The organism is Mycobacterium sp. DL440, from assembly GCF_011745145.1.
Taxonomy (GTDB): domain Bacteria; phylum Actinomycetota; class Actinomycetes; order Mycobacteriales; family Mycobacteriaceae; genus Mycobacterium.
Genome location: NZ_CP050191.1, coordinates 820,339 through 834,943 on the forward strand (window position 1 = coordinate 820,339; position 14,605 = coordinate 834,943).

Below are 14,605 nucleotides of genomic sequence, written 5' to 3' on the forward strand. Positions count from 1 at the left end.
GAGGAGGAGAAATGTCTGCCTCGGTACGGCCCTCGCCGTGGGCTGAGCACCGTGACTGACGACTTCGGCCCAACATCCAGTAGGGGTTATTGCGATGAAGATCGTCGTCGATTACAGCGTGTGTGAGAGTAACGGCGTCTGCATGGGGTTGATGCCGGAGGTTTTCGAACTGGACGACGTTGACAATCTGAATCTTCTCCAGGACGACGTCACGCCCGAGAACGAAGCGGAAGTGCACGAGGCGGTTCGCCAGTGTCCGCGCCAGGCGATCGCCATCGTCGAGTAGTTCGCGGCTGCGCGGACGACCGGGTGCGGCCGATGGGCATAGTGCGAGTCGGCCAGCTTGATGTCTGTGGGCCGGTGCCAATCGCGCTGTTGGTAGCGCACGGACCCTGCGATGACCACCTGTAGTTCGTCCATGGGGCGCCGCAGGATTGGGGAGCATCTCCACGACATCGCGCGGCGTTTGAATTGCCTATTCAGCCGTTCGATCGGGCTATTGGACCAACTGAGACCTGATCCCATTGCGGTCCAACAGCATTGGGGTTCACCTGAAGCCGTCTCGACTGCCGCCATCATCGGCGGCAGTTCCGCATGAAATGCACGACACCGCTGGTCTCAAGGACCTCCCGGGTGCCCAAATGATTGCGAACCAAGTGGCACCAAGCAGGTGTGGTAGGCCACCCGCGGAGAACGACGTCTTCCGCTGCTGGGGGCCACCCGGCTGTCGATGTCTACGGCGAGGCCGGGTGACACGACAAAAGTCATAACCGCGGCGGCTCTCCGTGGTGCCTCACGTCAAGGTGCCCGCGAAATCACGGTGGGTGTTAGACGGTTTTGGCGTGCACACCCTTGCGGACATCGGGCAGTTCCGCCGGGAGCGAGGCCAGGTAGATCTGTTGGGTTTTGTCTTTGGCCAGGATGAGCAGCCGGTTCTGCAGGTCGTGTTGACGACGACTGAAAACTGACCCCCTATCGACGGGTGAATTTTGACCCCCGTCATTGATAGGAGGGTGATTTCAGTGGAGCAGTGGGTGTGGCCGCCCTGAGTGGCCAATGTCGCCATAGAAGTAGAGCCCGGCGGCCGAAACGGCGCGCCGGGCTCTTTCGTCGGGTATCAAACTCCAATGTCGGAATGGGTCTTTCTGCCAGACGTCGGTGATCGCGCAGGCTCGGGCGCTGTTGGTGTTGTCCCATCGAACTTTGCGCCCAATGCGCGGTACGAGGAGTCGATCTGCTTGATGAGGAGCGGGATCGAGATAAATGGTACGAACACCCAGCAGATGTTCCAGAGGATGAACCTGAAGATGATGCCTTCCCACAATCCGAGACCGATGTCCGCGAAACCGCTACGAAACTCCGTCACGTAGTAGATCGTCACAACAGCGGAGGAAATGGCACATCCCACGAGGCCGAGAAACAGGGGCCGGATTCGCTTTTCGGCGTCATACCCAGCCTTATTGCGCACCAGCCCAATCCAGGAGATGGCGAAGATGATGCCTGCGATCACGGCCACCAATTCCATAGCCCATACGCTGCTATTGCCGGTTAGGTAACGCGTGTCGGCCACCCCGTAGGCCCACCACACCCAGACCGAATGGTCGTCGGGGCCTGCGCCTTTCATGACGCCGAACAGGTCCAGGATCAACCACGGCAGTTCCCACCAGATCTCGGTTAGGGCCGTCACAGGGAACCAGACGAGGATGAATTCGTAAATCTTCTGTTGCATCGTTCGGTTCTCGCCCGGAGCATCCCACCAGACCACGAACAGCGGGATCGGCAACAGCACGCAGTTGATGACGGCCCAGATGAAGTCAGCTGGTTGGGGAGGTATTACCTTAAATGCGACCAGCAGGACGGGAATCAAGGTGGTTACGGCGGAAATCACAGCGACTGCGATGTAAATGCGTTTTCGGTGTGAAGCAACCGGTCGCGCGAAGTCGGATTGCTGGGTCATCGTTGGTAAATCCCTTCCGTGGAGTTGCGAAAATCGATGCGGTGCCAAGGTCGCCCCGCCGTCATAGCTCGATTACCGCGCGTGCGCTGCTGATCGCCGGCGATTATGGCGTTGCGTTGGAGCCAGTTCTCGCGACGACGTGTGCGGGATCGTGCGGGTTGACCCGAGGCCCGTGCCGAAACGATGGAGTCGTCGCCGGTACGTATGATCTCCGGTAACCGCATTTTCTCGAGAGGATATTAACGTTTCTCAAGGGGATGGTAACGTGACCCAGGTCACCGGTCAAGCGGCCGCCGAACATTGCTATGAACGGCAAGCCGGCTGATTGTCGCGGTTCGTGATGCGGCAAGTGCTACACCCAATTCGGGCCGATGCCAGGCGCATTCGTAGCGCACAGCGCCAATAGTTTGGGGCGCGACGCGCAACGAGTACGGTCCGATGTCTTCTTCGACTCTGTGTACAACATATGTGCTAGCGCGGTGCGAAAATACCGCGCCAGCGCACAAGGACTTTGAAACAAAGTCGTCTGCCGTGGGTTTCAACCTCGACATGAGCGAGGCCGCGACGCAGGGGCCAGTACGTTCCAGGTTCATCGTCACGATGGACTCACCGGATCACCTCAGATGCGCAAGCTGGTCAGCGAGTGGTTACCGAATTTTCGGCGCTGTTTCCGGTCAAGAGAGGCGATTCTCGCGCTAGGCGGTGACGACGTTACTCCTATCGCCCGTGGCGACCAGGGCATTCCAGAATGGTGACCGCTGACACCGCCGTGGGACCACCGATGTTGTGCGCCAGGCCAACTCGGGCACCGTCGACTTGATTGGCAGCGCTGCCGCGGAGCTGTTCAAACAGTTCAACGCACTGTGCCACACCCGTTGCGCCTGGCGGGTGGCCTTTGGCTTTCAAGCCGCCACTCGGGTTGACCGGTAATGCGCCGCCAATGGTTGTGACTTCTGCCTCCAGCAGCTTGTAGGCGCCGAACCGGTCGGCGAATCCAAGGTCCTCGTAGCTCATCAACTCGATACCGGTGAAGAAGTCGTGCACTTCGGCGACGTCGACATCCGACGGTGACATCCCCGCCATGGAGAATGCTTGCTTGGCGGCGCGAACTGAAGCAGGGAAAGTCGTCATATCCGGTTTATGCTGGTGCATCACCGATTCCAGGCCGAGTCCGACACCGCGTATCCATACTGGTCGATCGGTGAAACGGTCCACGACTTCGTCGGCGGCGAGTATCAGCGCGGCGGCTCCGTCGCTTTGTGGCGCGCAGTCGTAGACGCCAAATGGAGTCACGACGGTCGGCGCGTCAAGTGCTTGCTCACGCGTGATCTCGAAGCGCAGGCGAGCCTTGGGGTTGCTGACGCCGTGCCGGTGGTTCTTCACAGCGACCATGGCCAGGTGCTCGCGGGTCGCTGGAGACTCGTGCAGATAGCGCTTCACATGCAAGGCAAAGCCGGCGGGTCCCACCAGCCCGAGGGGATAGTCCCAGGCCATATCGCGTGCCGTCGCCTCCCATTCCCACAGCAGATCTTTGGTGGTGGTGTCGCCAGGCTTGTCCGCACCTATCACGAGCGCAACATCGATTGCTCCGGAGGCGATGCCGAATAGGGCGTTTCGGACTGCGTCGTTGCCAGTGGCGCAGGAGTTCTCCACCCGGGTCACGGGCACGTCGCGCAAGCCGAGGGTGTCGGCGAGGATCCCCGACGGCAGTCCGTCCGTGGTGCCGATGGTGCCGAACCACGCGGCCTGCACATCGGCCTTGTTCAGTCCCTTGTCGACGCTGGCCGCGCATTCGGAAAAGGCCATCGGTAGAAGGTTTTTGATACCGAGGGCAAAGTGTTCGGCGAACGGTGTCATGCCGGCGCCAACGATCGCGACGTTTCTCACGTCGCCGCTGGTTCGAACGCATAGCTGTAATCGGGGACCCCGGATCGCATCGCCACGCGCCGAAGCGCCAAGCGGCCACGATCCCCGATGTCTACTGATCCGGGCTGCGCTCCCGTCATTTTGACCAGTGCGCGCACGCCCACATCGTCGAGCTCGACGAGCACCAGCGAGTAGGGCGTGCGTAGGCCCGGCACTGGGATGTGCACCGTCACTTCGGTATAGACCGTGCCGGTTCGCGGTAGAGGAACCAGGTGGTAATCGGAGTTCAGCTTGCAGTCGTCGCCGAGCCGGTACCGCGGCGGGAAGTCAAGCTCGTCGCTGTCGCCGTACTTGCCGGCCTCCCAACGAACCTTGGCCTCAAATGCCCGCTCGTAGGCGGCCAGCGAGATCGGGATATCGCTGCCAGGGACAAATGTGGTCTCGAGCACCGCTCGTGCTGCCGGCTCGCGTCGTATCACCGTCGCGGTGCCGCCTGCGACGGTGATACCGGATAAGCTGGCCTGCTCAACCGCAACCAGCGGCCCAGTGGTCGCCGTGTCCACCAAGTTTGCGAGCGCGAAGAGGCTGGAACTGGCTCCGGTGGTGGGTAATTCGGCAGGGTCGCCACCGCAGAGCTCCGCAGCCTGCTTACGGTCGATCCCCGCAACGGCTACGGGCGTGTCGAGCCAGGCCGCGGAGAGTGAGGCCACCAGGCCGCGTTCGTGGAGTAGTCGCGGGTCGCCGTAGTCGTGCACGACGCCGCCGGCCCTGCGGGTGCGTACGGGCAGACTGCGTGCGACCCGGGCAGCAGTGCGCACGTGCAAGCCGTGGTCGGAAGTGACGATGGCCGCAGCTCCGGCCGGGCCTAGGTCGACACCGATGATCATGGTGCGGGGACGGGCCGAGCTGAGTGCATCCAGCGTCGCCGGCGCTCCGCCCAACCGCTCCGTGACCTCAAGCTCCGGGTCGAGACCGAGGCCGGCCAGCAGTACCGCGGCGTTGCTGGTTTCCAGTAGGGGTAGATCGCGGCTCACCAGAACGACACGTTCGACCGGTCCGTCGGAATGCAGGGCGGCACGGCCCGCTTCAACGGCAAGGGTGATCGCGTCCTCGTCGTCACCGGGCGCCCGGTGACGGTCGCTACCCCAACAGGGTAGGTAGGTGCCGATAGCTGAGACGTAGGGCATCGAATGCTCCGCGCCTAGATTACGGCGCGAGCGTTTCGGAGGTAGAAGGCGCTCGCAGGTAGCGCAGTCATTCGACCACCGTTGCGAATGTCTTGCTCTCCAAATACTCCTCGAGCCCCGCCAGGCCCATCTCCCGGCCGACACCTGATTGTTTGTAGCCGCCGAAGGGAGTGTCGATGCTGAAGAAGTTTCCACCGTTGATCGAAAAGGCGCCGGCTCGGATCCGGCGCGCCACGGCAAGGGCACGATCCTCGTCACGGCCGAACACGGCACCGGCGAGGCCGTAGATGGAATTGTTGGCGATCTGTACGGCGTCGTCCACGTCGTCGTAGCCGATCACCACGAGGACGGGACCGAAGATCTCTTCCTGCGCAATCTCGCTGTCGGGATCCACGTTGGTCAGCAGCGTCGGCTTGTAGAAATAGCCGGGACCGTCGACCTTCTCGCCTCCCACGACCAGCTTGGCTCCGGCTTCCACGGCCCGCTGGACCATGCCATGCACCTTGTCGCGTTGGCGCTCGTTGATCAATGGCCCCATGTAGACGTTGGGATCGGCGGGATCGCCGTACGCCACGTGGGCCAAGTTCTCGACGATGAGGTCGACGATCTCATCGTGATGTTGTTTCGGTACCACCAAGCGAGTGGTGAGCGCACAACCCTGCCCGGCGTGGGTCGCGATCATAAACGCCGACGTCAGGGCGCAGGTTGCCAAGTCCGCGTCGTCGAGCAGGATCCCCGCCGATTTGCCACCCAGTTCGAGGAAGACGTGTTTGACGGTTTCACTCGCCGCGGCCATGATCCGCCGGCCGGTCACGGTCGAGCCCGTGAAGGTAACCAAATCGACATCACGACTGGTGGTCAACGCCGGTCCTACCGCAGGATCCGAAGAGCTTAGAACATTGACCACTCCGGCGGGGATATCCGTGTGGTTGGCAATCAGCTCGCCCAACGCAAGGGTGATCAGTGGCGTGTCCGGTGGAGCCTTGAGCACGACGGTGCATCCTGCTGCCAGTGCCGGCGAAAGCTTGGCCAGGGACAGGTGGATTGGATAGTTGTAGGCGACGATGGCAGCTACGACACCGGTGGCCTCTTTCTCCACCCAGCGGTGGTGCTGCGCGCCGCGGCACTCGATGTTGCCGAGGTCTTCGCTCATCGGGAAGCTCTTCAGCACGTCGGCGTAGTAGCGAACGGTCGCAATCGGGTCGTCCAGCTGAGGACCCTCGTTCAGAAACGGTGTGGACCCGGCTTCGGTGATGAGTAGGTGGGCGAGCTCGTCGCGGTGCTCGATCAGCACCTGGTGCAACTGCTCGAGGCAACGGATGCGCAGTTCGACGTTTGTCGACCAGTCTGTGTTGTCGAAGGCGCGCCGTGCCGCGGCCACCGCGGCTTCGGTGTCAGCAACGGACGCGTCGGGGGCGTGGCCCAGCACAGCGCCGGTGGCGGGATTGATCGAAGGAAACACCTTGCTGGCTTCGATGAGTCGACCATCAATCAGCAGGCGGCGATGGATCGCCTCCGCCGGACGATCACCGGCCGTCGTCACTGCGGTGCTTTCAGCGGACATCGATACTCCTCGGGTATATGAACCAGATTCTAGTTATCGCACACTATACCGTCTAACGTCGCGACTTCGAGTCAAATTGGAAAACTATCTTTTCCTGGCATACGTGCTGTAAGGGACGGGATTTGAGTCATCGATCGAGGACGAATGTCTATCCAGTTGGCGGCCTGAGATGTATTGTAACGAGACTGCAGTTTGGACCTGTGACGTTCCATCGATCGGGATAAGGGCCGCAGCACGGACGGCGCAACACGCATGGTGTGGCCTGATCCGCCGAACCGCAATAGATGGCATCGGCGAACCAACAGTGGAAGGAATCCAAGTGGGACGAGTTGCAGGCAAAGTCGCGTTCGTCACGGGCGCTGCTCGCGGTCAGGGTCGCAGTCACGCGGTTCGATTGGCAGAGGAAGGTGCCGACATCATTGCCGTGGACCTGTGCCAGGACATCGAGTCGATTGAATACCCCCTCGCGCGGGTCGAGGATCTCGACGAGACGGCGCGACTGGTCGAGAAGACGGGCCAAGGAGTGGTGACGGCTCAGGTCGATGTGCGTGAGGCCACTCAACTGCGCGAGGCGCTGGAAACCGGCATCGCCGAATTCGGGAGGCTCGACATCGTCGTGGCGCAGGCTGGGATTCTCGGCATGCAAAGCCAGGCGCCGCTACAGGCCTGGTGTGACGTGATGAATACCAACCTGATCGGAACCATCAACGCCATCCAGGCTGGCTTGCCCCATCTGGGCGAAGGCGGTTCGATCATCGCAACGGGTTCTGTGGCCGCGCTGATGGAGATCGCCAACAACCCAAACCTTCCTCTGGGCGCAGATACTGGCGGTGCCGCTTACACGCACTCGAAAAGACTTCTCACGCAGTACGTTTACAGCCTCGCGGGCGAACTGGCCTCACGCGGCATCCGCGCAAATGTCATCCATCCGACGAACTGCAACACCACAATGCTGCACAATGAGCCGCTGTATCGGATGTTCCGGCCGGACCTCGAAAACCCCACCCGCGCTGACGCCGAGCTGGCATTTCCGGTCCAGCAGGCCATGAATGTCCCGTACGTCGAGCCCGAGGACATCAGCAATGCGGTCCTATGGCTGGCTTCCGACGAAGCACGGTATGTCACTGGTATGCAGTTGCGCGTCGACGCCGGCGGCTATCTCAAGTGGTACGACTACCACGCATGATGCGCTGATCTGGGCTCTGCGCGTGTGGTGACAGATCAAGTACGCCAGCACGTTTCCCGCTGCGCGCGCAGTGGCCTCATGACTGGGTGGTAGGTGTGGTCGGGTAGTACCAAGGAGTATTCATGATCAAGAACGGCACCCGATTGAAGAATCAGGTATGTGATAGGCAGGTCATCATCGTCAAGGCTACTGATGGCCTCGACGGCGCTCACGGCGCTCACGCGGAAACAAGGAAAGGCCCTGTCGGCCAGTGACTGACATCGGGCGCGACCGCAGACACCTCGGATCGCGATCAGAGGGTTCTCCCACCGCCCTGATTGGGCGGGGAATTGCCCTGCCTGACACAAGATATCGGCTGGACGTCATCGCGCCGAACGTGCTGGACGTGGTGAAGTCGGCCGGCGGGTGGTTGTTCGACCACAGTATGGCCGGATGGGATGTGACCGTGATGGTCTGTGCTAGTGGCGATTTCCGTCCACTGCACATCCTGGGAGCTGATGCGCTCGAGCTGACATCGACAACTTGGGAACAGCGTCCGTACCCGCATAATCTCGCGGTCGCAGCGGAACTACTGCACTGTGATGAAAGTGTGAGGCACGCTGTCTTGCGCGCGTTCGAGCATGGGCTGGGCGAAGTCACTCTGTGGGGGGAGCCCTGGCCCGAGGAACTGCATCGCATTATCGGGGGAGCACGGCATCGGCTGAGCCGCGCGGCGCGCGTGTTCAAAGCGCAAGCACTTGGCGCGGCGTGCGATCCGTCGTCGACAGCTGTCGCCGACGCGGAGGCATTTCAGTGTGGGACTGTCGTCCGCTCCCTCGCGCGCCTCGACCCGCGGATCAGTTGATCCGCTTCGGGTCTTCGTGGTCAGCTCGTGGCGGTGAACGGAGCCAGCCACAGCCCGGCTGTGGCGTCGATGAGCCCGGTGGCGACGGCCTCCCAGGTAGCTCGGGGAACAGCTCGGCCGTCGTGCAAGGCGCGTTCCCGTTCGGCGCAGGTGTGCACGAGCAGTTGCCGGCTCATGTCGGCGCGTTCCTGGCGTACCTGTTCGGGCAGGACCGACAGGTGCTGGGAAATTCCGTCGATGGTCTGTTGCATCGACGGTGATGCGACCGCCTCGTCGATCACGATCTGGCGGAGGGCTGGATCGGTGGTGATCTGGGCGGCGAAGCGTGCGTACCAACTGGGGTTTCCCATCGCGGCAAGGTGTTCCGTGACTGGCTTGATGAGGCAAGCAACCCACTCGCGCAGATCGGATGAGGCCGTGAGCTGTGTGAGCATTTCTTGACGGCGCCCTTCGGTGACTGCGTTGTGGCGCCGCGCGATCGCGAGCACGAGGTCGGTCTTGGTGCCAAAGTGGTAGCCGACAACGAAGTTGTTGAACTGGCCTGCCGCGTCGCTGATCTGACGGTTCGACACTGCTGTAACCCCGCGTTCGGCGAAGAGCCGTTCGGCCGTGCCGAGGATCAGCTCACGCGTTTCGTTGCCGCGGTCGGCCTTGGTCGGGGCGTTAGCCTTGCTCATCGCCCGAGTCCTGGGGCGAGACCGTGAAGCCGCTGGCCCATCGCTGCCCAGAGATGGCGCCGCCGTCGACCAGAAGATCAGTGCCGGTGATGAACGTGGAGTCCGGACCCGCCAGGAACGCTGCAGCGGCGGCGATATCGTCCGGGGTACCCAGGCGGCGCGCGCCCGAAGAATCGATGATCGTCTGGATTACCGTGCCCGCCGGACCCGCCAGCTCCTGCACGCCCATCGGTGTGGAGATCACGCCGGGGCTGATCGTGTTCAGTCGCGCGCCATTGCGCCCCCAGGCGTATGCGGCAGCCTGGACGCGGAGCTGGTTGCCGCGCTTGGCCACCGTGTACGCCGCGGCGGAATTCGACGAGTCCAGGTCGATCCCAGAGTGATCGAGAAGCTGATCGGTAGGGGCGGTCGCTAGGTGGCGTTCCAGATCATCGGGCAGCGCGGCGAACTGCCCGGCCATACTCGCCACGCACACCAGGGAGGTGCCCGGGGAAGCGACGGTGAGGAAGGCGTCGATGACGTGCGCGGTGCCGAGCAGGTCGACTTCGTAGATCTGCCGGGCAGTTGCCAGATTGGGGGAGACGCCGGCAGTGTGGATGATCGCATCGATGCGCCCGGCGACCCCGGCCAGGCCGGCCAACGTCTCCACTGAGGCTCGGTCCGCAATATTCACTGGCACGCCTTCGACGGTGTGTCCGTCCGTCTCGAGTGCGGTTACCGCAGCCTCAAGCTGGGTGGGCGAGTAGTCGGCCAGTAACAAGCGCCGTCCGCTGGCTAGGCGCCGAGCCGCGGACAGCCCCATTCCGCCGCACCCAATGACGACGATGACGTTCCGAAATGTTTTAGGGTCGGCCATGTCAGCTCCAGACATTGTTTATGGTAGATGACTTAAGTCGTCCGCCGGGGCCAAGCTAGTCGCGGCCGGAAGGTAAGTCAAGGGGCTTAGCTCGGCCCCGGCTGTTAAATGTGACGGAAACGGCAACCGCAGGTGCAGGGACCAGTCCAGCGGTGCGGCGCCCTTGTGGCACAACGGGATGTGCCGGTCTGATGAGAATAATGGCAGCGTCCTGCATCGTTTGTGGGAAATGACATTGATGATCTGTTCTGGGGTGATAATGTCGCCTTCATCACATAAGGCGAATGACTTAATCCGGTTGTTTCTAGCCAGTTTGGGTCTTGGTCATCGAGGGTCGGAAATCCGGAGTTACGTCTACCTGAACGAGGCAAAGGGGATGCACATGATCAGTGACCTGCACGGCAAAGTGGCGTTCATTACCGGTTCGGCCGGCGGAATCGGGCTCGGCATGGCCCGCGCGTTCGCAGAGGCAGGGATGGCGATCGCCATGGCTGATATCGATGCCGACGCTCTGGGGCGGGCTGCTTCGGACCTTGAAAGCTCTGGAGCGAAGGTTCTCGCACTGCCGCTGGATGTGACCGATCGACCAGGCTGGGCGGCGGCCGCCGAGAAGGTCGCGGCGACACTCGGGCCCGTACAACTCCTCTGCAACAACGCCGGCATCAGCACGTTGGGTCTGAAGTTCGCGGAGGTCACACCGGAGCTGTGGACCAGGGTGATCGACATCAACCTCAATGGTGCGTTCAACGGTGTCCATTATTTCCTCGAGTCGATGGTGGCCGCTGGGGGCGGCCACATTGTGAACACCGCATCCATGGGGGCCTGTTCGGTGGCATTCCGGGCTTGACGGCCTACACAGCCACCAAATTCGCCCTCGTTGGCTTCGCGGAGTCGTTGGGCGCGGAGTTGGCCGACGACGGCATCGGCGTCAGCGTCGTATGCCCCGGCGGGGTCCAGTCCCGGTTGTGGCAGACGTCCCGGCGTGCGCGCGGTTTGCCTGACACCGATGCTGAGCCGGGCGACGTCAGCAGCCAGTCGGCGTCGCCCGACGGGATGGATCCCTACCAAGTGGGTCTGCTCACCGTCGACGCGGTACGCAGCAACGAACTCTATGTGATCACACATCCCGAATTCCGGTCATTGCTGGAGTACCGCCACGACCAACTCATCGCGGCGTGTGACCGCACCCACGCGCAGCAGTCAGATCGCGAAGTGTCGTTCAGCGGCGACGCGCTGGTCGAGGCGGTCACACGCGGGACGACCGAACCGCAGTAGCGAGATTCGCTGCCCGCACGGCTCAGCCGCCGGCGGGTTGTGACTGTCCCGCAAGAACGTCCGTGCGCGGGGCTACAGAGCAGCGGAAGCCGCGGTAACCGTCCGCTGCGACACCGTCGAGGATGTCCTGGAAGGTGCCCACGCCGCCCGCGTATGGCATGAAGACGACCTTCTTGCCTGGGACGTTGAGCCCGGTGTACCAGGAGTTCGCCTTGAACGCGTAGCGGTACAGTGATCCCTGCGCCACCTCTGCGACATGATCCATCCAGCGACTTTCTGACTCACTGTCGGGCTCGATGATCTCCAGGCCGTCCGCGCGGGCGTGCTCGATGAGGCCGGTGATGAAATCGATGCTCTGTTCGGTTGTGGTGATCACGTTCGACAGGACGGACGGTCCGCCCGGTCCGGTGATCAGGAACAGATTGGGGAAGTCGGCCATCTGCATCCCGAGGTATGTCGAGGGACCGTCGGCCCAGCGTTCCCTGATCGTCGTACCCGTCCGGCTATAGACGTCAATGGCGGTAAAGCTGCCCGTCAGTCCGTCGTACCCGGTGGCAAAGATGATGTCATCGACCTCGAACTCGGCACTCGTCGTCTTCAAACCGGTCGCGGTGACTTCCACGATCGGATCATCGATCACACTGTGCAGTCGCACTTTGTCGAGGTTGAAGGTTTCGTAGTAGTCGGTACCGATGATGATCCGGTTGATACCAATGGGATACCCATACGGGGTGAGCGCCTCGGCTGTCGCGGGATCCTTGACGATCTCCCGGATCTTCTTGCGCGCGAAGTCCGCAACGATGTCGTTGACCTCCAGCTTCTTCAGACCCAGGTGCGCACTGAAATGGACGATGAATCCGCCGAGTCCGCCGAGGTTGTACAACCCCTCCATCAACTCTTCTCGATCTGCGACCGACATCTCGTCCAAGTGCATTTCGGGTGCCGGGAACGGAGTGCCGTAGTCACCGCGCCGCGCGGCCTTGCGCAACTCCGGGTACGCGTCCTTGATCGGGCGCGACTCCTCGTCGGTCATCGGGACGTTGGCCGCCGGAAAAATAAACTTCGGCGTGCGCTGGAAGACGACGACTTCCGCGGCATCCTTTGCGACAACCGGGATCACCTGTACGCCGGTCGAGCCGGTACCGATCACTGCGACTTTCCGGCCGGTGAAGTCCACCGGCTCGTGCGGCCAGCGGCCGGCGTTGAACCAGCGCCCGCCGAAGTCATTCAGCCCGGGGAGTTCGGGGACCCGGGATTCGCTCAGGGCGCCGGTCGCCAGGATGAGGTAACGAGACGTGATGTGCTCACCGGCGTGGGTGGTCGACGTCCAGGTGGCTGTGCTCTCGTCCCAGTCGGCCGAGACGAGACTCGTCTCGAACGTGATGTCGCGGTACATGTCTTCTCGGCGCGCGACTTCTTCCATGTATGCGCGAATCGCGTCGTGGGTGGCGAACCGCTCGGTCCACTGCCACTCCTCGTTGAGTTCCGGCGTGTAGGACACGGTGTAGAACAGGCTCGGGATATCGCAGCGGGCCCCCGGATACCGGTTCCAGTACCAGGTTCCGCCGACGCCCGCGGCGCGGTCCAGGACGCGGGTCCGTAGACCCAGCTTCCGTAGCCGATGGAGTTGGTACATCCCGGCGAATCCGGCACCGATCACGAGTGCGTCGACATCGAGGTCGGAGCGGCTTCTCACCGAATCGGCCGCGGCTGAGTCATGGAGTGTCATCAGAGATACCTTTCAATTGCCGCGGCGGCGACCACCTGCCGCGGTCCCGTCGCTGCCGGTTGCGGCCTTGTTGAAAAGCTGGTGGGGACTGGTCGGTCGCGAACGTGGTCACGCACCCTCCGTCGTGTCGTCATGCGGCGCTCGGATACTGATCTCGGCCACATAATGAAAGAATATTTTCTTTGTAGGGTAAGAGCATTATCGCATATCGGCTACGTAGGCAAGCGTTCGGCATGGGGCACGCGAAAAGAGGCGAGTCGGAGGTCGGTGCGCAACCGATGCGGCTGAGCACGCGCACGTAAGGGTGGACTGTTCAGCGAGATCAGGCGCCAGGCCAGGGACTGGGGGTCACCAGCCCGCCCATGTCGCGGAACGCTCAGTCGCGGAACACTCAAAGGCGCCGCCGATGCGAAGCAGTCCGGGGTGGTGGCGACGGTCGAAGGAGTTCTCGCTGGGCGCGGCCTGCCGACATGCGGGCCCGACCGGTGGAAAATCAAATTTTCCTATTCCAAATATACCAATATCGTCATAAGGTCAGCCGGGTGACCGATACTCATCATCAAGGTATGACGCGGGCTGCCGGTACCGATCAGCGATTCGCGATGAACGCGACCACCAGGAGGCAGGGCAGGCATGGGTAGGCTCGAGGGAAAGATCGCCTTGATCACGGGTGCCGCTCAAGGGCAGGGCGCCGCTGGTGCACGAGCGCTCAGCCGTGAAGGCGCATTTGTCTATCTCGCCGATGTGGCCGACGGGGGGGCCGTCGCGAAAGAGATCGGCGTCGAGGCGGAGTTTCTGGACCTCGACGTGAGCGATCCGGCGGCGTGGGCCGCCGCAGGCGAACGGGTGAAGGACCGGCATGGCCGTCTTGACGTTCTGGTGAACAATGCCGGGGTCAAAGGCCCGGTCAAGCCATTCATGGAGATGGAGATCGAGGATTTTCACAAGGTCTTCGCCATCAACGCGGTCGCCCACTTCGTCGGCGTGAAAACCTTTGCGCCCATTATGCCGCCGGGTTCCTCGGTCGTGAATATCACGTCCGTCAACGGGTGGATCGGAAATCCCCGCCTGCTTCCCTACGTAGCCAGTAAGTTCGCCGCCAGAGGTATCAGCAGGACGCTGGCGATCGAGCTGGCTCCGCAGGAGATCAGGGTGAACTCGATCTTGCCAGGGGCGATCGACAGCCCGATGGTCGATCCGGAGGCCACAGGAAACGACGTGCGCCCAAGGCTGGCTGCTCGCTCACCCATGGGTCGCATCGGTCGGGTCGACGAGATCGCCGGGATGATCGTCTTTCTGGCCTCCGACGAGGCAAGTTACTGCAACGGCGCGGATTACATCATCGACGGTGCCTGGTGTGCCTAGCCTTGGCGGGTGTATCCGAGATGGTGATGCCGCACCGAGGACGGAGTGAACCATGTTGCACCGCTACCGTATCGGGCTGCTGATGAGCGGTATCGGTGA

14 protein-coding genes are annotated in these 14,605 nt (G+C 62.3%); 7 read left to right on the forward strand and 7 right to left on the reverse strand.

All coding sequences use genetic code 11. From position 1 onward, the window contains the following. The first annotated feature begins 88 nt into the window (after positions 1 to 88). Entirely contained in the window at positions 89 to 286 is a 198-nt protein-coding gene (locus HBE63_RS04080) for a ferredoxin (protein ID WP_166909350.1), read from the forward strand. Between the two features lie 831 nt (positions 287 to 1,117). Here the strand turns inward: HBE63_RS04080 and HBE63_RS04085 are convergent. From HBE63_RS04085 to HBE63_RS04100, 4 genes are all read right to left on the reverse strand, one after another. Continuing rightward, entirely contained in the window at positions 1,118 to 1,957 is an 840-nt protein-coding gene (locus HBE63_RS04085) for a hypothetical protein (RefSeq protein ID WP_166903503.1), read from the reverse strand. A gap of 717 nt (positions 1,958 to 2,674) precedes the next feature. After that, positions 2,675 to 3,844, reverse strand: coding sequence for a thiolase family protein (locus HBE63_RS04090; RefSeq protein WP_166903505.1), 1,170 nt, complete (start codon positions 3,842 to 3,844; stop codon positions 2,675 to 2,677). Next, entirely contained in the window at positions 3,841 to 5,010 is a 1,170-nt protein-coding gene (locus HBE63_RS04095; RefSeq protein WP_166903507.1) for a Zn-ribbon domain-containing OB-fold protein, read from the reverse strand. The genes HBE63_RS04090 and HBE63_RS04095 overlap by 4 nt, the downstream gene beginning before the upstream one ends. 67 nt (positions 5,011 to 5,077) lie before the next feature. Further along, positions 5,078 to 6,574 carry an aldehyde dehydrogenase family protein gene (locus HBE63_RS04100; protein WP_166903509.1) on the reverse strand — a complete coding sequence of 499 codons (1,497 nt, stop codon included), beginning with the start codon at positions 6,572 to 6,574 and terminating at the stop codon, positions 5,078 to 5,080. A 319-nt stretch (positions 6,575 to 6,893) separates the two neighbouring features. On the opposite strand from HBE63_RS04100, the gene HBE63_RS04105 reads away from it, so the two are divergent. From HBE63_RS04105 to HBE63_RS04110, 3 genes are all read left to right on the forward strand, one after another. Further along, on the forward strand, positions 6,894 to 7,760 hold the full coding sequence (locus HBE63_RS04105) for a mycofactocin-coupled SDR family oxidoreductase (RefSeq protein WP_166903511.1): 867 nt from the start codon (positions 6,894 to 6,896) through the stop codon (positions 7,758 to 7,760). A 122-nt stretch (positions 7,761 to 7,882) separates the two neighbouring features. After that, positions 7,883 to 8,014: a hypothetical protein gene (locus HBE63_RS31675; RefSeq protein WP_256367916.1), complete on the forward strand. Its 132-nt coding sequence runs from the start codon at positions 7,883 to 7,885 to the stop codon at positions 8,012 to 8,014. 80 nt (positions 8,015 to 8,094) lie between these two features. After that, complete coding sequence (locus tag HBE63_RS04110) at positions 8,095 to 8,604, forward strand: hypothetical protein (protein WP_166909352.1); 510 nt, start codon at positions 8,095 to 8,097, stop codon at positions 8,602 to 8,604. A 20-nt stretch (positions 8,605 to 8,624) separates the two neighbouring features. On the opposite strand, the gene HBE63_RS04115 is transcribed toward HBE63_RS04110, so the two are convergent. After that, the gene (locus HBE63_RS04115; RefSeq protein WP_166903513.1) at positions 8,625 to 9,281 is read right to left on the reverse strand and encodes a TetR/AcrR family transcriptional regulator; all 657 of its coding nucleotides are present in this window, start codon (positions 9,279 to 9,281) and stop codon (positions 8,625 to 8,627) included. After that, positions 9,268 to 10,152, reverse strand: a complete 885-nt coding sequence (locus tag HBE63_RS04120) for an SDR family oxidoreductase (RefSeq protein ID WP_166903514.1) — start codon at positions 10,150 to 10,152, stop codon at positions 9,268 to 9,270. Before HBE63_RS04120 ends, HBE63_RS04115 begins: the two co-directional genes overlap by 14 nt. A gap of 214 nt (positions 10,153 to 10,366) precedes the next feature. Here HBE63_RS04120 and HBE63_RS31680 point away from each other — a divergent pair, with 214 nt between their 5' ends. Both HBE63_RS31680 and HBE63_RS31685 read left to right on the forward strand, forming a co-directional pair. Then, entirely contained in the window at positions 10,367 to 10,984 is a 618-nt protein-coding gene (locus tag HBE63_RS31680; protein WP_166903516.1) for an SDR family NAD(P)-dependent oxidoreductase, read from the forward strand. Further along, a complete protein-coding gene (locus HBE63_RS31685) occupies positions 10,981 to 11,412 on the forward strand; it encodes an SDR family NAD(P)-dependent oxidoreductase (RefSeq protein ID WP_166903518.1) in 432 nt (143 codons plus the stop codon). Before HBE63_RS31680 ends, HBE63_RS31685 begins: the two co-directional genes overlap by 4 nt. Before the next feature lie 22 nt (positions 11,413 to 11,434). Here HBE63_RS31685 and HBE63_RS04135 read toward each other — a convergent pair whose 3' ends face one another. Then, a complete protein-coding gene (locus HBE63_RS04135) occupies positions 11,435 to 13,141 on the reverse strand; it encodes an NAD(P)/FAD-dependent oxidoreductase (protein ID WP_166903520.1) in 1,707 nt (568 codons plus the stop codon). 633 nt (positions 13,142 to 13,774) lie between these two features. On the opposite strand from HBE63_RS04135, the gene HBE63_RS04140 reads away from it, so the two are divergent. Continuing rightward, positions 13,775 to 14,506, forward strand: a complete 732-nt coding sequence (locus HBE63_RS04140) for an SDR family NAD(P)-dependent oxidoreductase (protein ID WP_166903522.1) — start codon at positions 13,775 to 13,777, stop codon at positions 14,504 to 14,506. Positions 14,507 to 14,605 lie beyond the last annotated feature (99 nt).

Coding starts and splice junctions, on each gene's coding strand:
- HBE63_RS31680 (WP_166903516.1), top strand. CDS start 10,367: ATGACATTGATGATCTGTTCTGGGGTGATAATGTCGCCTTCATCACAT.
- HBE63_RS04115 (WP_166903513.1), bottom strand. CDS start 9,281: ATGAGCAAGGCTAACGCCCCGACCAAGGCCGACCGCGGCAACGAAACG.
- HBE63_RS04085 (WP_166903503.1), bottom strand. CDS start 1,957: ATGACCCAGCAATCCGACTTCGCGCGACCGGTTGCTTCACACCGAAAA.
- HBE63_RS04095 (WP_166903507.1), bottom strand. CDS start 5,010: ATGCCCTACGTCTCAGCTATCGGCACCTACCTACCCTGTTGGGGTAGC.
- HBE63_RS04120 (WP_166903514.1), bottom strand. CDS start 10,152: ATGTCTGGAGCTGACATGGCCGACCCTAAAACATTTCGGAACGTCATC.
- HBE63_RS04135 (WP_166903520.1), bottom strand. CDS start 13,141: ATGACACTCCATGACTCAGCCGCGGCCGATTCGGTGAGAAGCCGCTCC.
- HBE63_RS04100 (WP_166903509.1), bottom strand. CDS start 6,574: ATGTCCGCTGAAAGCACCGCAGTGACGACGGCCGGTGATCGTCCGGCG.
- HBE63_RS31675 (WP_256367916.1), top strand. CDS start 7,883: ATGATCAAGAACGGCACCCGATTGAAGAATCAGGTATGTGATAGGCAG.
- HBE63_RS04140 (WP_166903522.1), top strand. CDS start 13,775: ATGGGTAGGCTCGAGGGAAAGATCGCCTTGATCACGGGTGCCGCTCAA.